The organism is Citrobacter sp. Igbk 16, assembly GCF_028069755.1.
Lineage (GTDB): Bacteria > Pseudomonadota > Gammaproteobacteria > Enterobacterales > Enterobacteriaceae > Citrobacter.
Genome location: NZ_JANEWJ010000003.1, coordinates 44,619 through 61,893, shown reverse-complemented (window position 1 = coordinate 61,893; position 17,275 = coordinate 44,619). Strand labels below are relative to the sequence as shown.

General features: G+C 49.5%; 16 protein-coding genes. 9 read left to right on the top strand and 7 right to left on the bottom strand.

Annotated elements, in window-relative coordinates:
• Positions 1-133 precede the first annotated feature (133 nt).
• The gene (gene tehB, locus NNO03_RS03315; RefSeq protein ID WP_271448803.1) at positions 134-730 is read right to left on the bottom strand and encodes a tellurite resistance methyltransferase TehB; all 597 of its coding nucleotides are present in this window, start codon (positions 728-730) and stop codon (positions 134-136) included.
• Positions 730-1,731: a dicarboxylate transporter/tellurite-resistance protein TehA gene (gene tehA, locus NNO03_RS03310; protein WP_271441651.1), complete on the bottom strand. Its 1,002-nt coding sequence runs from the start codon at positions 1,729-1,731 to the stop codon at positions 730-732. The genes tehB and tehA overlap by 1 nt, the downstream gene beginning before the upstream one ends.
• A gap of 113 nt (positions 1,732-1,844) precedes the next feature.
• Here tehA and ydcK point away from each other — a divergent pair, with 113 nt between their 5' ends.
• Positions 1,845-2,825 (top strand): YdcK family protein, encoded by a 981-nt coding sequence (gene ydcK / locus NNO03_RS03305; protein WP_271441652.1) that lies wholly within the window; start codon positions 1,845-1,847, stop codon positions 2,823-2,825.
• Here the strand turns inward: ydcK and rimL are convergent.
• Positions 2,817-3,362: a 50S ribosomal protein L7/L12-serine acetyltransferase gene (gene rimL, locus NNO03_RS03300; protein ID WP_271448802.1), complete on the bottom strand. Its 546-nt coding sequence runs from the start codon at positions 3,360-3,362 to the stop codon at positions 2,817-2,819. The two genes, ydcK and rimL, sit on opposite strands and share 9 nt — an antisense overlap.
• Positions 3,363-3,581: 219 nt before the next feature.
• On the opposite strand from rimL, the gene alr reads away from it, so the two are divergent.
• Positions 3,582-4,808 carry an alanine racemase gene (gene alr / locus NNO03_RS03295; RefSeq protein WP_271448801.1) on the top strand — a complete coding sequence of 409 codons (1,227 nt, stop codon included), beginning with the start codon at positions 3,582-3,584 and terminating at the stop codon, positions 4,806-4,808.
• 66 nt (positions 4,809-4,874) lie between these two features.
• Here the strand turns inward: alr and NNO03_RS03290 are convergent, their stop codons facing one another.
• From NNO03_RS03290 to NNO03_RS03275, 4 genes are all read right to left on the bottom strand, one after another.
• The gene (locus tag NNO03_RS03290) at positions 4,875-5,099 is read right to left on the bottom strand and encodes a YdcH family protein (RefSeq protein WP_003020276.1); all 225 of its coding nucleotides are present in this window, start codon (positions 5,097-5,099) and stop codon (positions 4,875-4,877) included.
• Positions 5,100-5,265: 166 nt separating this feature from the next.
• Entirely contained in the window at positions 5,266-6,921 is a 1,656-nt protein-coding gene (locus tag NNO03_RS03285) for a glucan biosynthesis protein D (RefSeq protein ID WP_137381794.1), read from the bottom strand.
• A gap of 193 nt (positions 6,922-7,114) precedes the next feature.
• Positions 7,115-8,458, bottom strand: coding sequence for a VOC family protein (locus tag NNO03_RS03280; protein WP_271448800.1), 1,344 nt, complete (start codon positions 8,456-8,458; stop codon positions 7,115-7,117).
• 122 nt (positions 8,459-8,580) lie between these two features.
• Positions 8,581-9,483 (bottom strand): manganese-dependent inorganic pyrophosphatase, encoded by a 903-nt coding sequence (locus NNO03_RS03275; protein ID WP_271448799.1) that lies wholly within the window; start codon positions 9,481-9,483, stop codon positions 8,581-8,583.
• A 231-nt stretch (positions 9,484-9,714) separates the two neighbouring features.
• On the opposite strand from NNO03_RS03275, the gene NNO03_RS03270 reads away from it, so the two are divergent.
• From NNO03_RS03270 to NNO03_RS03240, 7 genes are all read left to right on the top strand, one after another.
• Positions 9,715-10,638 (top strand): LysR substrate-binding domain-containing protein, encoded by a 924-nt coding sequence (locus NNO03_RS03270; RefSeq protein ID WP_271441658.1) that lies wholly within the window; start codon positions 9,715-9,717, stop codon positions 10,636-10,638.
• Between the two features lie 379 nt (positions 10,639-11,017).
• Positions 11,018-11,578 (top strand): fimbrial protein, encoded by a 561-nt coding sequence (locus NNO03_RS03265; RefSeq protein ID WP_271448798.1) that lies wholly within the window; start codon positions 11,018-11,020, stop codon positions 11,576-11,578.
• 99 nt (positions 11,579-11,677) lie between these two features.
• Entirely contained in the window at positions 11,678-12,382 is a 705-nt protein-coding gene (locus NNO03_RS03260; protein ID WP_271448797.1) for a fimbria/pilus periplasmic chaperone, read from the top strand.
• A gap of 22 nt (positions 12,383-12,404) precedes the next feature.
• On the top strand, positions 12,405-14,990 hold the full coding sequence (locus NNO03_RS03255) for an outer membrane usher protein (RefSeq protein WP_271448796.1): 2,586 nt from the start codon (positions 12,405-12,407) through the stop codon (positions 14,988-14,990).
• 3 nt (positions 14,991-14,993) lie between these two features.
• Positions 14,994-15,554 carry a fimbrial protein gene (locus tag NNO03_RS03250; RefSeq protein ID WP_271448795.1) on the top strand — a complete coding sequence of 187 codons (561 nt, stop codon included), beginning with the start codon at positions 14,994-14,996 and terminating at the stop codon, positions 15,552-15,554.
• A gap of 8 nt (positions 15,555-15,562) precedes the next feature.
• Complete coding sequence (locus NNO03_RS03245) at positions 15,563-16,147, top strand: fimbrial protein StaF (protein WP_271448794.1); 585 nt, start codon at positions 15,563-15,565, stop codon at positions 16,145-16,147.
• The gene (locus NNO03_RS03240; RefSeq protein WP_271448793.1) at positions 16,144-17,247 is read left to right on the top strand and encodes a pilus assembly protein FimA; all 1,104 of its coding nucleotides are present in this window, start codon (positions 16,144-16,146) and stop codon (positions 17,245-17,247) included. The genes NNO03_RS03245 and NNO03_RS03240 overlap by 4 nt, the downstream gene beginning before the upstream one ends.
• Positions 17,248-17,275: the final 28 nt, after the last annotated feature.

Here is a 17,275-nt window from a genome sequence, read left to right as displayed (position 1 = left end):
AATGATGCATAAAAAGGATAGCAAAACAGTTTCATTTTGGATGTACTAAAAATGGTAACGACCGCACAATTTTTTCTCTGCGCTCAGCACAAAAAAATGCTGAACGCAGAAAGAGTTAAGCCAGACGGGATGTTCAGGCAGTTTTACGCGCCAGCATGGTGGCAAAGCGCAGTTTAATGCGGTTGCCATTTTCATCTGTACGATGAAGTTCACCCACGTCTTCATTGTATTTCAGCAGATCCCATCCACTGTAATAGTGACGTAATTCACCTGCTTTAAATGCGAACGGGAAACCGACGGTGCACGGGAAATCATCGGTATCCATTGCCGCTACGATTAAATTATATCCACCCGGCTTCGTGCAACGTTGCATATTTTCGATAAGCCCCGGGATCGTTTTCGCTTCCAGGAACATCAGCACCACGGTAGAAAGAATAAAATCATATTCGCCATCAAAGCTGAGTGCATTCAGGTCTGCGACGTTCGTGTGCAAATTGCTCAACCCTTCAGCCGCTTTGATGCGCTCAAGATTAGCGATGCTCATGGGATTTTTATCCCACGCAGTGACGTCATAGCCGTTTGCCGCCAGATACAGACTGTTCCGGCCATTGCCACAACCCAGATCCAGTGTTTTACCTGGCGGGACAATGTTGGCCGCTTCAACAACCTCGGAATGGGTCCGGGTGAGATCGTATTTTTCAGTAAAGTAGTTTTCGTCGCAAAGGGTCATTATTTATCCTCAGATTTCAGTAATGCAGCACGCTCCGTGCGGATGAGCAGTTTCCCCTGCATCAGCAATGCAAACGTACGTACCAGTAATAACGCAATGATAAAATTGGTAAAAATAAACAGTGGAATTGACAGCGTATGGAAAAACCCCGATTCACTGGCATGTCCCAGATGTAGCCCTGTAGTTGCCAGTGCCGACACGCCGAACGAGAAGCTCCAGAAAGACGCATTAAACGGCTGGGACAGATACCACGGCATCAGCCGAAGCATAAACAGCAGTTGCAGCAGGCCATAGCCAAACAGCATTTTCGCCAGCGTATCGCCTTCCCCGCCGTTGACGCTAAGCCATGCGCTACAGGCCACTAACGCGGGTGCCAATTGAATACCCAGCGACGTACGTAATACCGCGGGCAACTCACCAGAACTGCGTAAACGCTGCAGGATCACCGGTTCAAGACTAAGCCAGGAGAAAACCCCTGCCCCTAAAAATACCAGTCCGGCATCGTTATAGCCGAGTGCACCGCAGGCCATCGCGCTGATAAAGTTATTGGCGACGGTTGGCAGATACAACCCCGGCGTGGTTGCCTCCTCGGGATGCGAACCTCGCCACAGGCCTGCCGTTTGCCAGGCCGCGTACGATAGCTGTATCACCACGCCAATGCTAAATAGCCCGACGGCTAACGGGCGAAACCAGGGAACAAAACCAATCGCGACCAGCATTGTGGTTGCCGGAAAAAGGCTGACAAAACTGCTCATCACCGGATGGCGAATTTCTGCCAGCACACTCTGGGGAAAACGGACTAAACGGGTCAGAAAAGCCAACGTTAACAGACCCCAAATAACCATCGCCAGGATGACTAACCCATCGCCAATCCAGTGGCTCACCGACCATACCTGACTGGCATATCGCCAGGCGAATCCCATGCCTATGGTGCCCAGTACCATGCCAAAATAACCGGCCGGAAGATTAAGGACCCGATCACTATGCTTGTTATTACTCATTTTGTTTATTTTTTAAAGTATATTTGAAATGCATTTTATGGAAATTATGGCGATTTAGCCAGTACGGAAAACTTTGCTACGTTTAACTAAGGTGCGCAACACGGAAATGAGCTATGACCAAATACCGTCTGAGCGACGAGCCTCGCTCCTTCAGTTATCAGGATAATGGCAACAAAAGAAGCGTATTACTACGCCAGATAATTGCACTGATTGATTTTAATGATGTTCCGGCTGGCACGCCTGGAGGCTGGATTGATGATGAAGCCGTACTGGCGCAGTGCGGTAATTGCTGGATTTACGATGTGAATGCGATGGCATTTGCGGGGGCAACCATTTCAGGAAATGCCCGTATTACGCAGGCCAGCGTGGTCAGAGAAGGCGCACAGATTGGCGGTGCCGTATGGATAGATCGGGCTGAAATTAGCCATGGCGCACAAATACGTGACAACGTCACCATTCAGGACTCTGTTGTACGTGGCGAGTGTCTTCTGTCGGGTGATGCACGTGTTCTGGGAGGCTCCGAAGTCATCGCCGCCAAAGGGTTAACCCGTGAAAGTGACCAGCCCCTACAAATATATGATCGCGCAACCGTAAACCACTCACGCATTGTGCATCAGGTGCAGATCTATGGCGATGCGACCATTGACTACGCCTTTATTGAACACCGCGCCGAAGTTTTTGATTGTGCTCGCATCGAGGGTAATGAGGAAAATAACGTTTGGATCTGCGATTGTGCGAAGGTATACGGTAACGCCCGCATCATCGCTGGCACCGATGAAGATGCGATACCGACCCTGCGCTATAGCTCACAAGTGGCTGAGCATGCGGTGGTTGAAGGTAACTGTGTCCTGAAACACCATGTGCTGGTCGGGGGGCATGCAAAATTACGCGGCGGGCCACTCTTGCTGGATGGTCACATCCTGATTGAAGGTCACGCCTGTATTCTGGGGGAAGTGCTGATCGAGCATCATATTGAGATAACCGGTCAGGCCCACGTTGAAGCCTTTGATGGCGATGCAATCCATCTGCGCGGGCCAAAAGTTATCAACGGCGAACAGCGTATTACGCGCACCCCCCTCGCCGGTTTATTCTGAAACGCTATCAATGATACGGGCATAGAGATTCACATCGTGATAGCCATCATTGAGAAACTCCGCCTGCTTTAAACATCCTTCCAGCTGGAAACCGTTGCGCAGCGCCACCTGGTTGCTTTCCAGGTTATCCACGCGGCATTTAATAATGAACCGACGGATCTCGCCACGCTGAGCATAATGATGAATCAATGCCTGTAGCGACCGGGACATAATACCCTGCCCCTGATGAACTTCATCCAACCAGTAGCCGATATAAGCCGCTTTGTTCAACGGTTCTATTTGGTTAAACGAGATAACACCAACCACTTCACCTTGTTTGAAGATAAGGAACATTTTGGCGTAGCCACGCTGGTGCAACATCATATTCCCCTGCACATTCTTACGCGTATCGTCCTCAGATTCGACAAACTGCGGCCAGTTCAGCGACCGCTGGAGCCAAACTTTATTTTTGAGCACCAACTGATGCAAAGGCGTGACGTGTTGTTCTTCCACTGCCCGCAGTTCCAGCGTGTCACTGACGGTAATAATTTCTGACATGTTTATCTCCTTTGCGATTGTAAACGGGGAATTTCTGACTGGCAGTAGCCGATATTAATCTGTTTATCGCCGGGGAGGTCATATTTTTATGCTGTCACAGCAATCACTTAGAAACAATCTCTGGTGCGGAAGTCGTTACTCTGGATGTCCGGTTATCCGATACATGGATAGGCCGTAATGATGACAACAACACTTTCATTCTATTGCTAAGGAGCAAGCATGGCAGCACCTTTGGGTCGTTTAGCACTTATTCCGCTTTTACTGATTACCGCCTGTCACCAACCCGTCCCCACCACGCAAGCGGGGCCTGTCCCCTTTGCCGTAAACAAACAGCAGGTTGTGGATAATACCACGCTGGAAATTTCTCGTAGCGCGCTGGAATATAACATTCATAAAGTTCAGCAACTGTTGGGAGACAAAACCCGGATGTGCGCCATTCTTAAAGGCGATGCGTATGGCCACGATCTCTCACTGGTTACGCCGGTGATGATGCAAAACGGTGTGCAGTGTATTGGCATCGCCAGCAACGAGGAAATTAGCACCGTTCGTCAGTCAGGTTATACATCGCAGCTAATGCGCGTTCGCAACGCGACGGAAAAAGAGATGCGCCAGGCGGCGGATTTTGATACCGAAGAGCTGATTGGTAATCTGGATATGGCTAAACGACTGAGTGCAATTGCCCTGGAGAAAGGGAAAACGATTCGTATCCATCTAGCTCTGAACTCTGGCGGTATGTCACGAAACGGTCTGGAAGTCAGCACCGCGTCAGGTCTGGAAGAGGCCCGCGCTATTTCCGCGTTACCCGGTCTGAAAATTGTTGGCATCATGTCGCATTTCCCGGAAGAAGATGCGGCGGTGGTGAAACGCGATCTGGCCCGTTTCAATACGCAATCGGCCCAGGTACTCAATATTACCGGGCTTAAGCGCGAAGATGTCACCCTGCATGTCGCGAATACGTTCGCCACCCTGACCGTTCCTGAATCCTGGCTCGACATGGTGCGTGTTGGCGGTATTTTTTATGGCGATACCATTGCCAGCACCGAATACAAACGCGTCATGACGTTTAAATCCGCAATCGCGTCGGTAAACCATTACCCCAAAGGAAATACCGTCGGGTATGACAGAACCTATACCCTTAAACGTAATTCCGTTCTTGCCAATATTCCGACGGGTTATGCTGATGGATATCGTCGTGTGTTCAGTAACGCGGGGCACGTACTGATCCACGGCCAGCGGGTTCCTGTGCTGGGTAAAACATCCATGAATACCGTGATTGTTGATGTGACCGATCTACCGCAGGTTACATCCGGCGATGAAGTGGTGTTATTCGGAAAACAGGGAAATGCGCAGGTGAGCGCAGAAGAAGTCGAAGAAATTAGCGGCGCGCTGTTCACTGAAATGTCGATCCTCTGGGGGGCGACAAACAAACGTGTGATGGTCGATTAACGCCTAAAACAGGAAGGGCTTCCTTTTCTCGCTGGAAGCCCTTTTACACAGTGAGCACAGTACTATTTAGCTCTCACTGACACTCTCTCTTTGCAAAATTTTGAGCAAATCTTCCTTCAGGTGGAGTTTCTGTTTCTTAAGACGAACAATGTCCAAACTGTATCCCCGACCATCCGAACCTTCCAGTCTGGAAATCTCATGATCAAGGCTGTTGTGTTTTTCGAATAAGGACAGAAAACGAGGATTCTCGGATTTCAGTCGGGAAATAAGGTCTCTGTATTCTGGAAACATACTTTCTCCCTGTTAGTGGTAAAGAATGTGTATAAGAAATACACATGATCAGCTTACCCGGTTAGGTCAGGGAAAAATGCGAACAGGATCGAGTAAATAGTGTACAGATTGTTACGGTAGAGGTTTCAGCAATGGCTCCCCGGAAGGAGAGCCATCAGAAGAGCAATTAACGCATTTCACGGTCGTCAACGTACTGACGTTTATCCGGTGCAGGCGGGAAGTACTGATACAGCCAGGTTTCACTGATAGCATCGCCCTGGCAGCGCAGGAACATGCGCATATCGACCGGGTCGGTTGAATCAGACGTTGGATACCAGTCAAACTGGATTCGGTAGCCGTCGATAGGCTCCACGTAGAGAATTTCAATCTGCTTCGCTTCGCCGCTGGAGAGCGTAATGACCGGTTCAATTCCCTTTGGCGCTGCCGCTTTCAGGTCACCACCCACGAAATCAACGGCAAAACGTCGTGCCCATTTTTCTGGATAATGTTCGCCCGGAGCCCATCCTTCCGGGAAGCCACCCATACCGGTGCGGGTTGCCATCACACGGGCCAGCGGCGAACGTACCGGTGGTTGTGCGCTCCAGTACAGGCGATATTTGAATTCCAGATCGTCACCGGCTTTGATTGCTTTATCCGGCTGCCAGAAGCAGACGACGTTATCCAACGTTTCACCGGTAGTCGGGATCTCCATTAAACCAATGGTCCCCTTACCCCACTGGTTTCGTGGTTCAACCCACAGGCTTGGCCGCTTGTTGTACCAACCCATGATGTCCTGGTAATGAGAGAAGTCACGATCGAGCTGCAGTAAGCCAAACCCTCTCGGGTTGTTATCGGTGTAGGCATTGAACTGCAGTTTTTGCGGGTTATTCAGCGGACGGCAGATCCACTCGCCATTGCCTCGCCACATCGCCAGACGGTCAGAGTCATGAATTTGCGGGTGAATGGTGTCACACATCCGGCGTTCATTGTTACCACAGCTGAACATGCTGGTCATCGGCGCAATGCCGAGTTGCTTGATGTCTTTACGCGCATAGACATGATTTTGCACATCCATGATCACCTGCGTTTTCTCACAGTGGATCACAAACTTAAACGCGCCAGTCACACTTGGGCTATCGAGCAGTGCATAAACAGTAAATGAAGTGGCGCCCGGTTTAACCGTTTCGAACCAGAATGCGGTGAAGTCAGGAAACTCTTCTTTGCTGTCGGTATACGTATCGACCGCCAGACCACGCGCCGACAAACCGTACTGATAGGTGTCATCTACGGCGCGAAAATAGCTGGCTCCCAGGAAGGACACTACATCACGACGAGCCAGTTCAGGCGCTTTGAACACGCGGAAACCGGCAAAACCGAGGTCAGTTTGCCCTTCCAGCTGTTTGGTATCCACACCGGCATCGTTGTACTTGAAAAGCTCCGGACGGAAATGGATCTCACGCGCCATATGCGTACTGTCATCAACCGAGAACATGCGTACGCGGCGACGGAAGCCCATTCCCACATGGAAGAACTGCGCGTCAAGCTGACGATTTTCAACGTTGTTCCACAGTGACTGTTCTGCGTCGTACTGAATACTGTTGTAAGCCTGCGGCGTCAGTTTCGCCAGCGTATCCGGCAATGCGCGCGGCGCACCGCCCCACGGCTTCTGTGCTAAATCATGGGCCATCGACTGCAGAACGGAAAAATCAAAACGTACGGTTTTTCCGTCTGCAATGTCAGACTCTGCCGCATAGGCGGCGCGGGAAAAGAGTGATGCAATACCACTGGTTCCGCACACGGCGGCCACTGCCATTGAACCTTTAATAAATCGTCTGCGATTCATGCCTGAAAGTGAGTCCTTCTGGTCGTGTAAATGGTCCCGCGCCGGTCAAAATCTGCGGCAAGAGAGTGCACATTTCTGACCGCTCACTCTAGACAAAATTCATTAATAATCCAATTGTTGGTCGCCGATTATCTGTACAAAATCGAAAATATTTTATGTCGATGAGAACAGGCCGAATCCCGTGTAAATTCCGTTAAAGCAAACCACACCGCCGTTTACTGCGCTCTTCTGCCTCCTGATACAACACAAACTCATCATATACCGCGCAGCCCAGCGCCTGTTCAAAGGCATCGCGGCTGGAATTACCGTGGCTGCGCGCCTGTGTTTCATTACCCAGATTAGACTGGAAAATCCCTGCAGCGCTCACCGGCAAGAAATCTTCGTAGGTGATGGGCTGAGCAACCAGCCAGCCCCGCTCGATGAGCGGTTGAGGATCGTCATCCGGGCGAATAGCCTGGCGATGCGCTTCGCCCGACGGCGTCAGGCGATAACGGAACCAGGCCAGTCCCTGTTGGCGCAGCAGAAACTCGCTGTCCGGGAATGCCTTAAACACGTCCTGAAGATGCAGCTGGTGCGTCAGGTTATCTTTCCCGGTCCCCGCTTTACTCAACAGTTCGTCGTACAACGCCCGGCCCTTTGGCGTCAGCGCCACACCACGTTGCTCAATTTCGCCAAAACGCGCGGTGTGCGTTCCACGCATTTCGCCGGCAAACAACACCGGCTCTTCCAGCGCCTTAAAGCTGGTCTGGCGAAGCAAGATGGGCACCTCGCGCCGTGGTGGGCCTTCAATGAGAATTTTCGGTGTAATCCCGCATTCCGGCATCATCGACTGTACCCGATCAATATCCAGCGTGCGCGGCGTCAGGTGGTTGATATGGCACCCGGGAAAACAGACCACATCTGCAATCAGTCGATGTTCGTTATGCAAGGCATGATACGTTTGCTCATCTACGGTGGCGTGTTGATGCCAACGGAACGTTTCCAGTGCTTCATTCACAAACTCCTGGGCTTGTGCGGGTGTGAAACTGCCCTGTGCATCAAACTCATCCAGCAATTCGTGACAACGACGCGTGAAAATATCACGCTTTGCGAGGATGTCCGCTGCCTGCTGGCGCAATACCACGTTCTCGATTAATTCGAGGCGTAATAGTGACGTAAATACCCGAAACGGGTTGCGCGAAAGCGAGGCATCGTCGATGGGACGAAACGCCGTGGAATGGACGGGGACGCCCGCCTGGGAAAGATCATAATAGCTGACCGGATACATGCCCATAATGGCAAACATCCGCCGCAGTGTAGACAACTCCTGCGCAGTACCGACCCGGATAGCCCCATGGCGTTCAACATTGAGCCGTGCCAGTTCATCCGCATTGGCCAGTTTTTCATGCAGCGTCGGATTATTTTCCAGTACCGCCAGATTCACATCAGCGACAAGTTCCAGCAACGTGCCGTACTGCGGGACTTCCTGCTGGTACATTGCTGACATTGCCTGCGAAAATTGTTCCCGAATCTCATCTGCCGTGATGGTGTTCGCCATAATGTCATGCCTCCAGTGAATATTACCTGGAGTGTAGAAAACACCGCTGAGTCCGGTGGGAAGAATTTACAAACTGTGATCCCGCATAAATTCCCCCTCCCACCAGGACAGTGAACCAAAACTTACTGACGTGCTTTTAAATGGCTTTCCAGCCATGGCAGCATCTGTTTTTTACGACTGAGCATGCCTTCGACCTTGCAGGGTTGCGGTAACTCTGACAACTCAGAGCCAGCGAACCACAGACTGGTATCGCCAAGATTGATGTCCGTCAGCATCAGTACCACCAGAGCAGCTTGATTTTCCTCGGCATAACGGGTCATCTCCTCGCGGAGATCGTCCAGCACACCGTCAACCTGGCGCAGTGCATACAGCTCGAGTTGCGCCACGCAGACTTTATGCCCATGAATGGTGAACGTTTTAATGTCTTTATGCAGCAGTTCACGGGCACTCATGCCTTCGACGCTGGTTTTGGCCGACAGCAGATCACGGCTGAAAGCGTCCAGATCCACACCCGTTTTTTGGGCCAGAGCCCCCACCGCCTGGCTGTCATCCGGCGTGGTAGTAGGCGAACGAAGCGTGACAGTGTCACTCAAAATAGCCCCCAGTAGCAAAACAGCCTCCGCAGACGACACCTGGCTGCGCTCGTCATCCGTCATCAGTTGCCACAACAGCGTCGCACAGCTGCCAACAGGCTTAACCCAAACCTCCGGAGGAAGACGTGTCACTAATCCGCCGAGTCGATGATGGTCGATGATACCGACGACATTGCTCTCAGGCAGCGATTCTGGTCCTTGTGTCGGTTCGGTGAAATCTACCACCCAAACATCCAGATCGGTCAGCGGAAACGTGAGTCGTTCGGGCATGTCCAATCCTGCATGCGCAAAGATAAATTGCGTTTCACGGTTAGGTTCCCCCGCACGCCATGCCGTCGCCTGCTGGCCTCGTAACGTAAGCCAGCGAGCTGTCATTGCCGCGGTGCAAATGGCATCGCTATCGGGGTTAAGGTGTCCTATTACATGGATCATTGGTCAGTGCCCTGTGATGATGAATGATGAAAAAGCGAACAATTGTCAGAGTATAACGACTGGCTACATTCCCTTCCATGATCCCACCACGCGGTCACACTGTACAAAACATAAGCAAAATAAATCAGTTGTAAGTAAAAGGCGTTAAATGTTAATAATATTTTGCTATCAAGTTATCAAAAACAAACAACTTCACTTGTCACCGATACGGCTCTGTTTTTAACATCGCTTATGGAAAAAAATGTTCTGTTCAATCAGCGCATTCGCTTGCGCCATCTTCATACTTTTGTCGCCGTTGCCCAACAGGGAACTTTGGGGCGCGCGGCCGAAACCCTTAACCTGAGTCAACCAGCCCTCTCCAAAACGCTGAACGAACTGGAGCAACTGACCGGAACCCGACTCTTTGAACGCGGTCGTCTTGGTGCACAGTTAACCTTGCCCGGCGAACAGTTTCTTACCCATGCGGTAAGAGTGCTTGATGCACTCAACACTGCCGGCCAGGCATTAAATCATCGTGAAGAGTCGCAGACTGATGTTGTTCGTATTGGTGCCTTGCCAACAGCTGCATTGGGTATTCTGCCTGCAGTAATTGGTCAGTATCACAAGCAGCAAATGGAAACAACGTTGCAGGTTGCCACCATGAGTAATCCCATGATTCTGGCTGGCTTAAAATCCGGGGAGATCGACCTCGGTATTGGCCGTATGGCCGATCCGGAATTGATGGTTGGTCTGAACTACGAACTGTTATTTCTCGAATCGCTCAAGCTGGTTGTGCGACCTAATCACCCGCTGTTGCAAGAGACCATCACACTGAGTCGGGTAATGGAATGGCCTGTCGTGGTGTCCCCCAAAGGGACAGCCCCACGACAGCACGCGGAAGCCTTGCTGCAAAGCCAGGGTTGTAAAATGCCCTCTGGATGTATCGAAACGCTGTCAGCATCGCTTTCCCGGCAACTGACGGTGGATTACGACTATGTTTGGTTTGTGCCTTCAGGCGCAGTGCGGGAAGATTTACGCCAGGCAACGCTGGTGTCATTACCGGTACCTACGCATGGTGCGGGAGAGCCCATTGGGATACTTACCCGCGTGGACGTGCAATTACCCTCCGCAGCGCAAGTCCTCATTGCCGCAATACGCAAAACCGTACCATTTTGATTATTTAGGCAGACCTGTCGTTACCGACAAGTCCTGCCTACGTAAAAGTGCAGCAAAACATTCGCGAAACACATCCAATAAACCGCACCTTTTCTTACAAGTAAATTAAGATATACTTACTTTAGTGGGTATTTTCAGCGAACAATATCTGATGACATCCTCCAGAATAATCCGCAGATCTGAAAATTTTCTTTTAAAATTCATAAAGAAACAATAAATATTAATTTAATATATTGTATAACATAGAGTACATTAAGCTGTTACTAATCCCCCCTAAATAAACGCTCAAAAAAGAATCACCCTTTCTCATCTACTGTTCAACTATAAACCGGATCCATATAATCCTTACGTCATCTAATTTGTTATTAAGGAAAATAACATGAAATCTTTTACTTATTTAAGTGTGGCAGCGGCTCTGGTCGCAGGTGTAACTTTTCAGGTACAGGCAGCTGATTCTGACGCAGCAAATATCGATTTTGTAGGGAATATTACAGCATCGACCTGTGATGTCAGCATTGATGGCGTTTCCGCATCAAAAGAAGTTCAACTTCGCGATGTCACTGTTCCAGTAATGCAAGCCGCCGTCACTAATCCAGTGATGAAAACCAACTTCCAGATTACCGTTAAAAACTGCGCAACAGCACCTGCTGGCGGTAAAGTAAAGGGGCAATTCTCAACAACAGGCAATTTTAATAGCACAACCAACGCCTTGTTAAACATTGTTGCTGCGGGTGATAAAGATGCAGGCTTCCAGGTAGAAGATACCAAAACGAATACTGTCATCGATTTCAACTCTGCAACGCCGCAGTCTGAAGCCGATTATGATGCCGATAACGGGGCAGTATTTGACTACACCGTTGGCTATATCTATTCAGGTTCCGGCACCCCACAAGTTGGGCAAGTTAAAGCAAACACCACCTTTACAACAACCTACCCTTAATAATTTTTAAAAGCTTAACAACCCTACTGCAACCTTATCAATTTGGGGTTGCAGTCATTAACATTAGACACGAATAATATGATTTCAAAAAAAACATTCATGATGATTATGTTTTCATCAGCCATTTCGTTCAGTTATTCGGCTACCGCCAGTCTGGTAATTAATGCAACTCGTGTTATTTATCTTTCTAATGCCAAAGAAGCATTAATTAAAATGGTTAACCAGGGCCAGCAACCGTTATTAATACAGTCATGGTTAGATGATGGCCGTGAAGATGTTGATCCACAAACCTTAGATATCCCTTTTATCGCTTCTCCACCGGTAAGCCGCGTCGATCCCAAACAAGGACTAACCGTACGCTTAAACTGGGATGGTCAGCCTTTGCCCTCCGACCGTGAAAGTGTTTACTGGTTTAACGCGCTTGAAATCCCCGGTAAAAACAAAGATGCAGCCAAATCAAATCAACTGCAAATTGCGCTTAAAACGCGTATCAAAGTATTTTACCGCCCGGCCACCCTCCCTGGTTCGCCTGACGAGGCCATTCAACATCTGAAATGGAGTCTGGCAAACAAGGGCAAACAAGTCTGGGCGACGGCGAAAAATGACTCCCCTTACTTTGTCTCGCTGGTCGGTGCGAAGATTATCTCTGCGGGTAAAAAATACAGCATTGAACCCGATATGGTCGCCCCCTTTTCCAGCGCAAGCTATAAAGTGAAATCACTCACTACCCCGCGTTTTGAATCCGTGTCATGGACTGCTGTCAATGATTACGGTGGTAACGTCGACGCAACAGGAAAAGAGTAAAATTCGCGCAAGGATTGCCCTAATGTCGATGTCAAAACGCCGTCTTGCTACCTCTGTATGGGTATTGTTAGTGATTTGTCAGACAGGATTCGCTGACGATAACTACATTGAATTCAACGATGACTTTATCTTCGGCAACGCAGGTAAAAAATCGACAATCGACGTATCGCAATATGCGCGCGGCAACCCGGTGAAACCGGGTATTTATACCGTATCTATATGGATTAACGGTGAGCAACAACAGACTACAAAGATCCAGTTTATTGATAATCATACCCCAAACGCGTCTCCCTGTCTGACGCGTGAAGTGCTCGACGAAGCGAACGTCGATGTAAGCAAACTCCCCACGGAAAATGCAGACGAAGGTGAATCACAATGCTACATGCTGGCAGACTATTACCCCTCATCCAGCGTGAGTTACGATCCCAACTCGCAGATCCTGATGCTCACCATTCCACAGCTGTTTCTCGTCAGCCACCCGGCGGGTTATGTTAACCCTGCTCGTTGGGATGCCGGGATACCTGCAGCAATACTGAACTGGAGTTTCAGCGGCTATCACAGTGAAAATGAGGGCAGTACCTCTGACAGTGGTTATCTGGGGCTTGGCTACGGTCTCAATCTGGGATCATGGCGGTTACGCTCCAGCGGCGCGCTGAACTGGACAAAAGACGAGAGCGCAACCTGGGACAACTACGACCTCTATCTGGCACGCGATTTACCGTCCATCCGTGCGCAAATGGAACTGGGCCAGGTGACCTCTCGTAGCGAAGTGCTGGATAGTATCGGCATTAAAGGCGTACACCTTTATAACGACAAACGAATGGATCCCCATGATGGCCGATACGTCCCGGTCATCAACGGCATAGCTAACAGTAATGCTAAAATTACCGTACGACAGCAGTCGCGCATCATCTATGAAACCACCGTTCCCCCAGGTCCTTTTGCCCTGAAGGATTATTATTTAGCAATCAACGGCGCTGACCTCGACGTTACCGTAGAAGAGGCTGATGGCTCAAAACGCATGTTTACCGTGCCGTATGCATCGGTCGCGCAATTAATGACTAAAGGTGAAGTCGACTGGGATTTTGCCGTTGGGGCATTAGATGATGACGGCGACGATGATTCCCCGTGGGTGCTCACCACCAACGGTAATTATGGATTGAGCGATATTTTCACGCTATATGGCGGCATACAGTCAATGGAAAACGAGTACCTGGCTGGGATGCTGGGTCTTGCTATGAATACCCGTCTTGGCGCCATCGCAGTCGATGTTATCCACTCTCGTGCGTCACTTGATGATATTGGTGTCCTGCAAGGACAGAGTTACCGTTTAAGCTACAGTAACGTCCTGGAGGCAACACAGACCAATTTCAGCTTTAGCGCCTATCGTTACAGTACCAAAGACTATCTCTCGCTTAATGACACCATCTCTTTGCAAAAGAGTATCGATAGCTATAGCGACGATCACGATACTAACCCTAACGATGCGTATCGCAGCAACTACAGCCATTCTAAAAATGAGCTAGAGGCTAACATCAATCAACCCATTACCCTTAACGGCGAAAATTACGGCGCATTTTATCTCAGCGGCACCTGGACGAGTTATTGGGGTAACGCTGACAAAACGTCTCAATATTCGCTGGGCTACAGCAATACATTCCGCTCCATCTCGTGGAATATCTCGCTGCAGCGCAGTTATACCGAATGGGGTGATGAAGATGACAGCCTGTACGTTGGGTTGAGTATTCCTTTTGGTAGTAATGCTCAGAACGATCAACCGGCCTTCTCCAGTTTGAACCTCAGCGCTAATACCGACTTTGGCGGCAACAACGGTTTCACCAGTACAGCCAGCGGCAACAGTAGCAATAGTAGATGGAACTACAGCCTCAGTACCACCGCTAACCAGAACAGCCAGGGAGAGGATACCTATTCCGTAAGTGGGTATTCCACCTATAACGGCGCGCATGGGGCAACCAGTGTTTCCGCTACGGTCGATAAAAAACATAACCAGCAGTATTCCTTAAACAATAACGGCGGTGTGCTGTTACACAGCGGTGGATTGACGCTCTTACCGGGCAATGTCAACTCACAAAGCGCCATCGCCCTTATTGAAGCGAAAGGTGCTGATGGCGCTACCACCAGCAATGGGTATGGCGAGATTGACAGCGCAGGATATGCCGTCGCTACCAGTCTTTCGCCTTATGCCGAGAATACCGTCGGACTGGATCTCAGCACCATCAAGGCGGACGTTGAAGTGAAAAACACCTCGGCTGCCGTGGTTCCGCGCGATGGCGCAGTGGTGAAAGTCACCTTCGCCACCCAGCAAGGTCAGTCGGTATTTGTCACGCTCAGACGTAGTGATAACAGTTTCATTCCATTGGGCGCGAATATTCTCAATGAACAAGGTGAATCCGTTGGCGCAATGGGTCAGGCGGGCCGCGCCTTTTTACGCGGTATCGATCAACGTGGCAGTTTGAAGGTTATTTGGGGAAGCGACGCGGCAAGTTATTGCGATGTAACCTATCAAATCCCCGATGCTCCCGCGATGATAGGAAAATCAATCCGTCTGGATACGTTAGCGTGTCAGATGCCAGGAGCCGGGAAATAGTTTATGCGCCAGGTAATGCTTGTATCTTTTCTAATATGCAGTCCGTCACTCTTTGCAGCGGATGTCACGGTCAACTTTAAGGCCAATTTGCTCGCCACAACCTGCTCCGTCAATATTGTTGTCGGTTCAAGCAAAGCGGTGAACCAAACTATCGATTTTGGCGTATTAACATGGGCTGAAATAGAAGCTCAGGGTAGCAATACCCGGAAAGATTTTTCTCTGGAATACAGTGATTGCTATATCACGAAGTCCGGAACGAAAACAGCGCAGACGCTGAACTGGATGCAAACCTTACCAAAGGCCAGTTCTTCATGGAACGGATATCCTACAGAAATGAAAGGTGGCAAGGTGGGCGTGGCAGGCGTGCTGTATCGAACCAGCAATCTAAATACGCCGTTGCCACTCGGCGTAAACAATACTGAAAAAATAACCTGGAGCAGCACAGAGCGCAGCAACGGCAAGTTGCCATTGTCCCTATTTCTACGCCCAACATCTTATCCAGGCACGCCTCAGACTTCAGGGATATACAGTGCGACATTAACATTCACCACGACCTATCAGTAGGAGCCAGCATGAAATTTATACCAGCAGTCTTATTACTGATATCCACGCCGTTATGGGCCGAGACCAGTACCAACACCAATGTCTTAACGGTAAAGGCAGAAGTCGTCACCGGTAGTTGTGATATTGCCGCCTCCGACGTTAATTTAGGCGACGTAGAGGCGAGTGAGTTTGCTGCCGGTGGCGCATGGGCCAACTTATCGGCTACCGAAGTGGGCAATGTGCCGACACAGTCGTTGAAGGTCAGCGCGCGCTGTGACTCCGGTTCCGTCGCCAAAACGCTGGTGTTAAGCTTTAAGCCGCAAAAAGCGCAACTCAACGGCAACCAGATATTCCCGAATGAATATACCGGCCCTACGGGACAGGTAACGGCATCAACGGCGGCAGGCAATGTCGGGGTAGTGGTTTTTAGCAGCGCAAATGTTAATGTCCTCAAGAGTGACAACACCTCGGCCATCAACTTCACCAATTATATTGGTTCTGATACCGATACCGATTATACCTTTAAAGCTCGATATCAAAGGGTGAATGCCGCAAAACCAGTCACACCCGGCGGTGTATTAAGCCAGGTGCAAATTAGCGTGAGTTATAAATGACTATTAAACAGAGATTAGTAACTATGAGCCCAGTGGTTATGCGTTTAATTGTTGCTACCGGATTGCTAATATTAAGCGTTTGTGTCCGCCCCGCACTTGCTTACGAATGTAGTTTCCAACCTGATAATCAATCTCAAATTCTTAGTGCAGGTACATTCACTGTATCTAATTTTAATCCATCAAATACCGCACTCACTTTATTAGGTAGCTTCCCCAAAATTAGGGTTGCTCTTCTTGAGTGCGGTACCGGGAATGATGGTGCAGATTGGTATGGATGGACGGATGCTTCAAATACGGCAGGTGTGAAATCCGGCACTTATCAAGGAACCGGATATTCGTATTACAGAGTTTTCTGGCCGACAAATATCTCAGGGATTTACTATTCAGTTAACATTACAGATCCGAGTAGAGGGTCTTCTTATAAAGCATATGTGCCTGATTCAACATCAGAAGTTCGCTTGTTGGATTTTAGTGGTAATAACGATGACACGTCTATATACGCAACAATTGAAATTTGGCAATACGGTACAGTGACGGCGGTTGGTGATGCTCATCCCACTCAAACAGGCCTAATCGGAACATTCCGTGCGGGTTCGCTTGATAACGGTGACAAAGAAAAACTGAGAATTAACGTAAACGCGTCCTCTTTCACCGTTAAATTTACTACGCCAACCTGCAATTTGTCCGTCTCTCCTACTACGATCGATTTTGGTGATGTTGGTAATGAAAAACCGCGCAAAACATTTACCTTAAAAAACAGCAATTGCGTTAACGCTTCGAGTGTTACCCTAAAGCTCACGTCTACGAAGGCAACATACGACGACTCTAACTTATCAATTCTCGCCAATACCCTCACCGGAACATCTGCTGCGAGTGGTCGAGGCGTTGCGATTTCCTGGGAGGACTCACCGAGAAAATACCTCTCGGCTAATGACGTATCTTCTTATGCTGATGTTCCTTTTGGCGGTATCGTTTCCTCGAAAGATATTCCCATGGCGGCATTGCTCACCTGTACTTCAGCCAGTAATAACCGTACCTGTGATAATTATACCCCTGGTGCGTTCCAAGCCACGGGGGTCATCGGCGCAACCTATAAGTAAGCGGGTCACCCGGTAATTCAAAGAACCG

Coding starts and splice junctions, on each gene's coding strand:
- NNO03_RS03275 (WP_271448799.1), bottom strand. CDS start 9,483: ATGATCCATGTAATAGGACACCTTAACCCCGATAGCGATGCCATTTGC.
- rimL (WP_271448802.1), bottom strand. CDS start 3,362: ATGTCAGAAATTATTACCGTCAGTGACACGCTGGAACTGCGGGCAGTG.
- NNO03_RS03265 (WP_271448798.1), top strand. CDS start 11,018: ATGAAATCTTTTACTTATTTAAGTGTGGCAGCGGCTCTGGTCGCAGGT.
- NNO03_RS03280 (WP_271448800.1), bottom strand. CDS start 8,458: ATGGCGAACACCATCACGGCAGATGAGATTCGGGAACAATTTTCGCAG.
- NNO03_RS03270 (WP_271441658.1), top strand. CDS start 9,715: ATGGAAAAAAATGTTCTGTTCAATCAGCGCATTCGCTTGCGCCATCTT.
- tehA (WP_271441651.1), bottom strand. CDS start 1,731: ATGAGTAATAACAAGCATAGTGATCGGGTCCTTAATCTTCCGGCCGGT.
- NNO03_RS03285 (WP_137381794.1), bottom strand. CDS start 6,921: ATGAATCGCAGACGATTTATTAAAGGTTCAATGGCAGTGGCCGCCGTG.
- NNO03_RS03290 (WP_003020276.1), bottom strand. CDS start 5,099: ATGTTTCCAGAATACAGAGACCTTATTTCCCGACTGAAATCCGAGAAT.
- NNO03_RS03260 (WP_271448797.1), top strand. CDS start 11,678: ATGATGATTATGTTTTCATCAGCCATTTCGTTCAGTTATTCGGCTACC.
- alr (WP_271448801.1), top strand. CDS start 3,582: ATGGCAGCACCTTTGGGTCGTTTAGCACTTATTCCGCTTTTACTGATT.
- NNO03_RS03240 (WP_271448793.1), top strand. CDS start 16,144: ATGACTATTAAACAGAGATTAGTAACTATGAGCCCAGTGGTTATGCGT.
- NNO03_RS03250 (WP_271448795.1), top strand. CDS start 14,994: ATGCGCCAGGTAATGCTTGTATCTTTTCTAATATGCAGTCCGTCACTC.
- ydcK (WP_271441652.1), top strand. CDS start 1,845: ATGACCAAATACCGTCTGAGCGACGAGCCTCGCTCCTTCAGTTATCAG.
- NNO03_RS03245 (WP_271448794.1), top strand. CDS start 15,563: ATGAAATTTATACCAGCAGTCTTATTACTGATATCCACGCCGTTATGG.
- NNO03_RS03255 (WP_271448796.1), top strand. CDS start 12,405: ATGTCGATGTCAAAACGCCGTCTTGCTACCTCTGTATGGGTATTGTTA.
- tehB (WP_271448803.1), bottom strand. CDS start 730: ATGACCCTTTGCGACGAAAACTACTTTACTGAAAAATACGATCTCACC.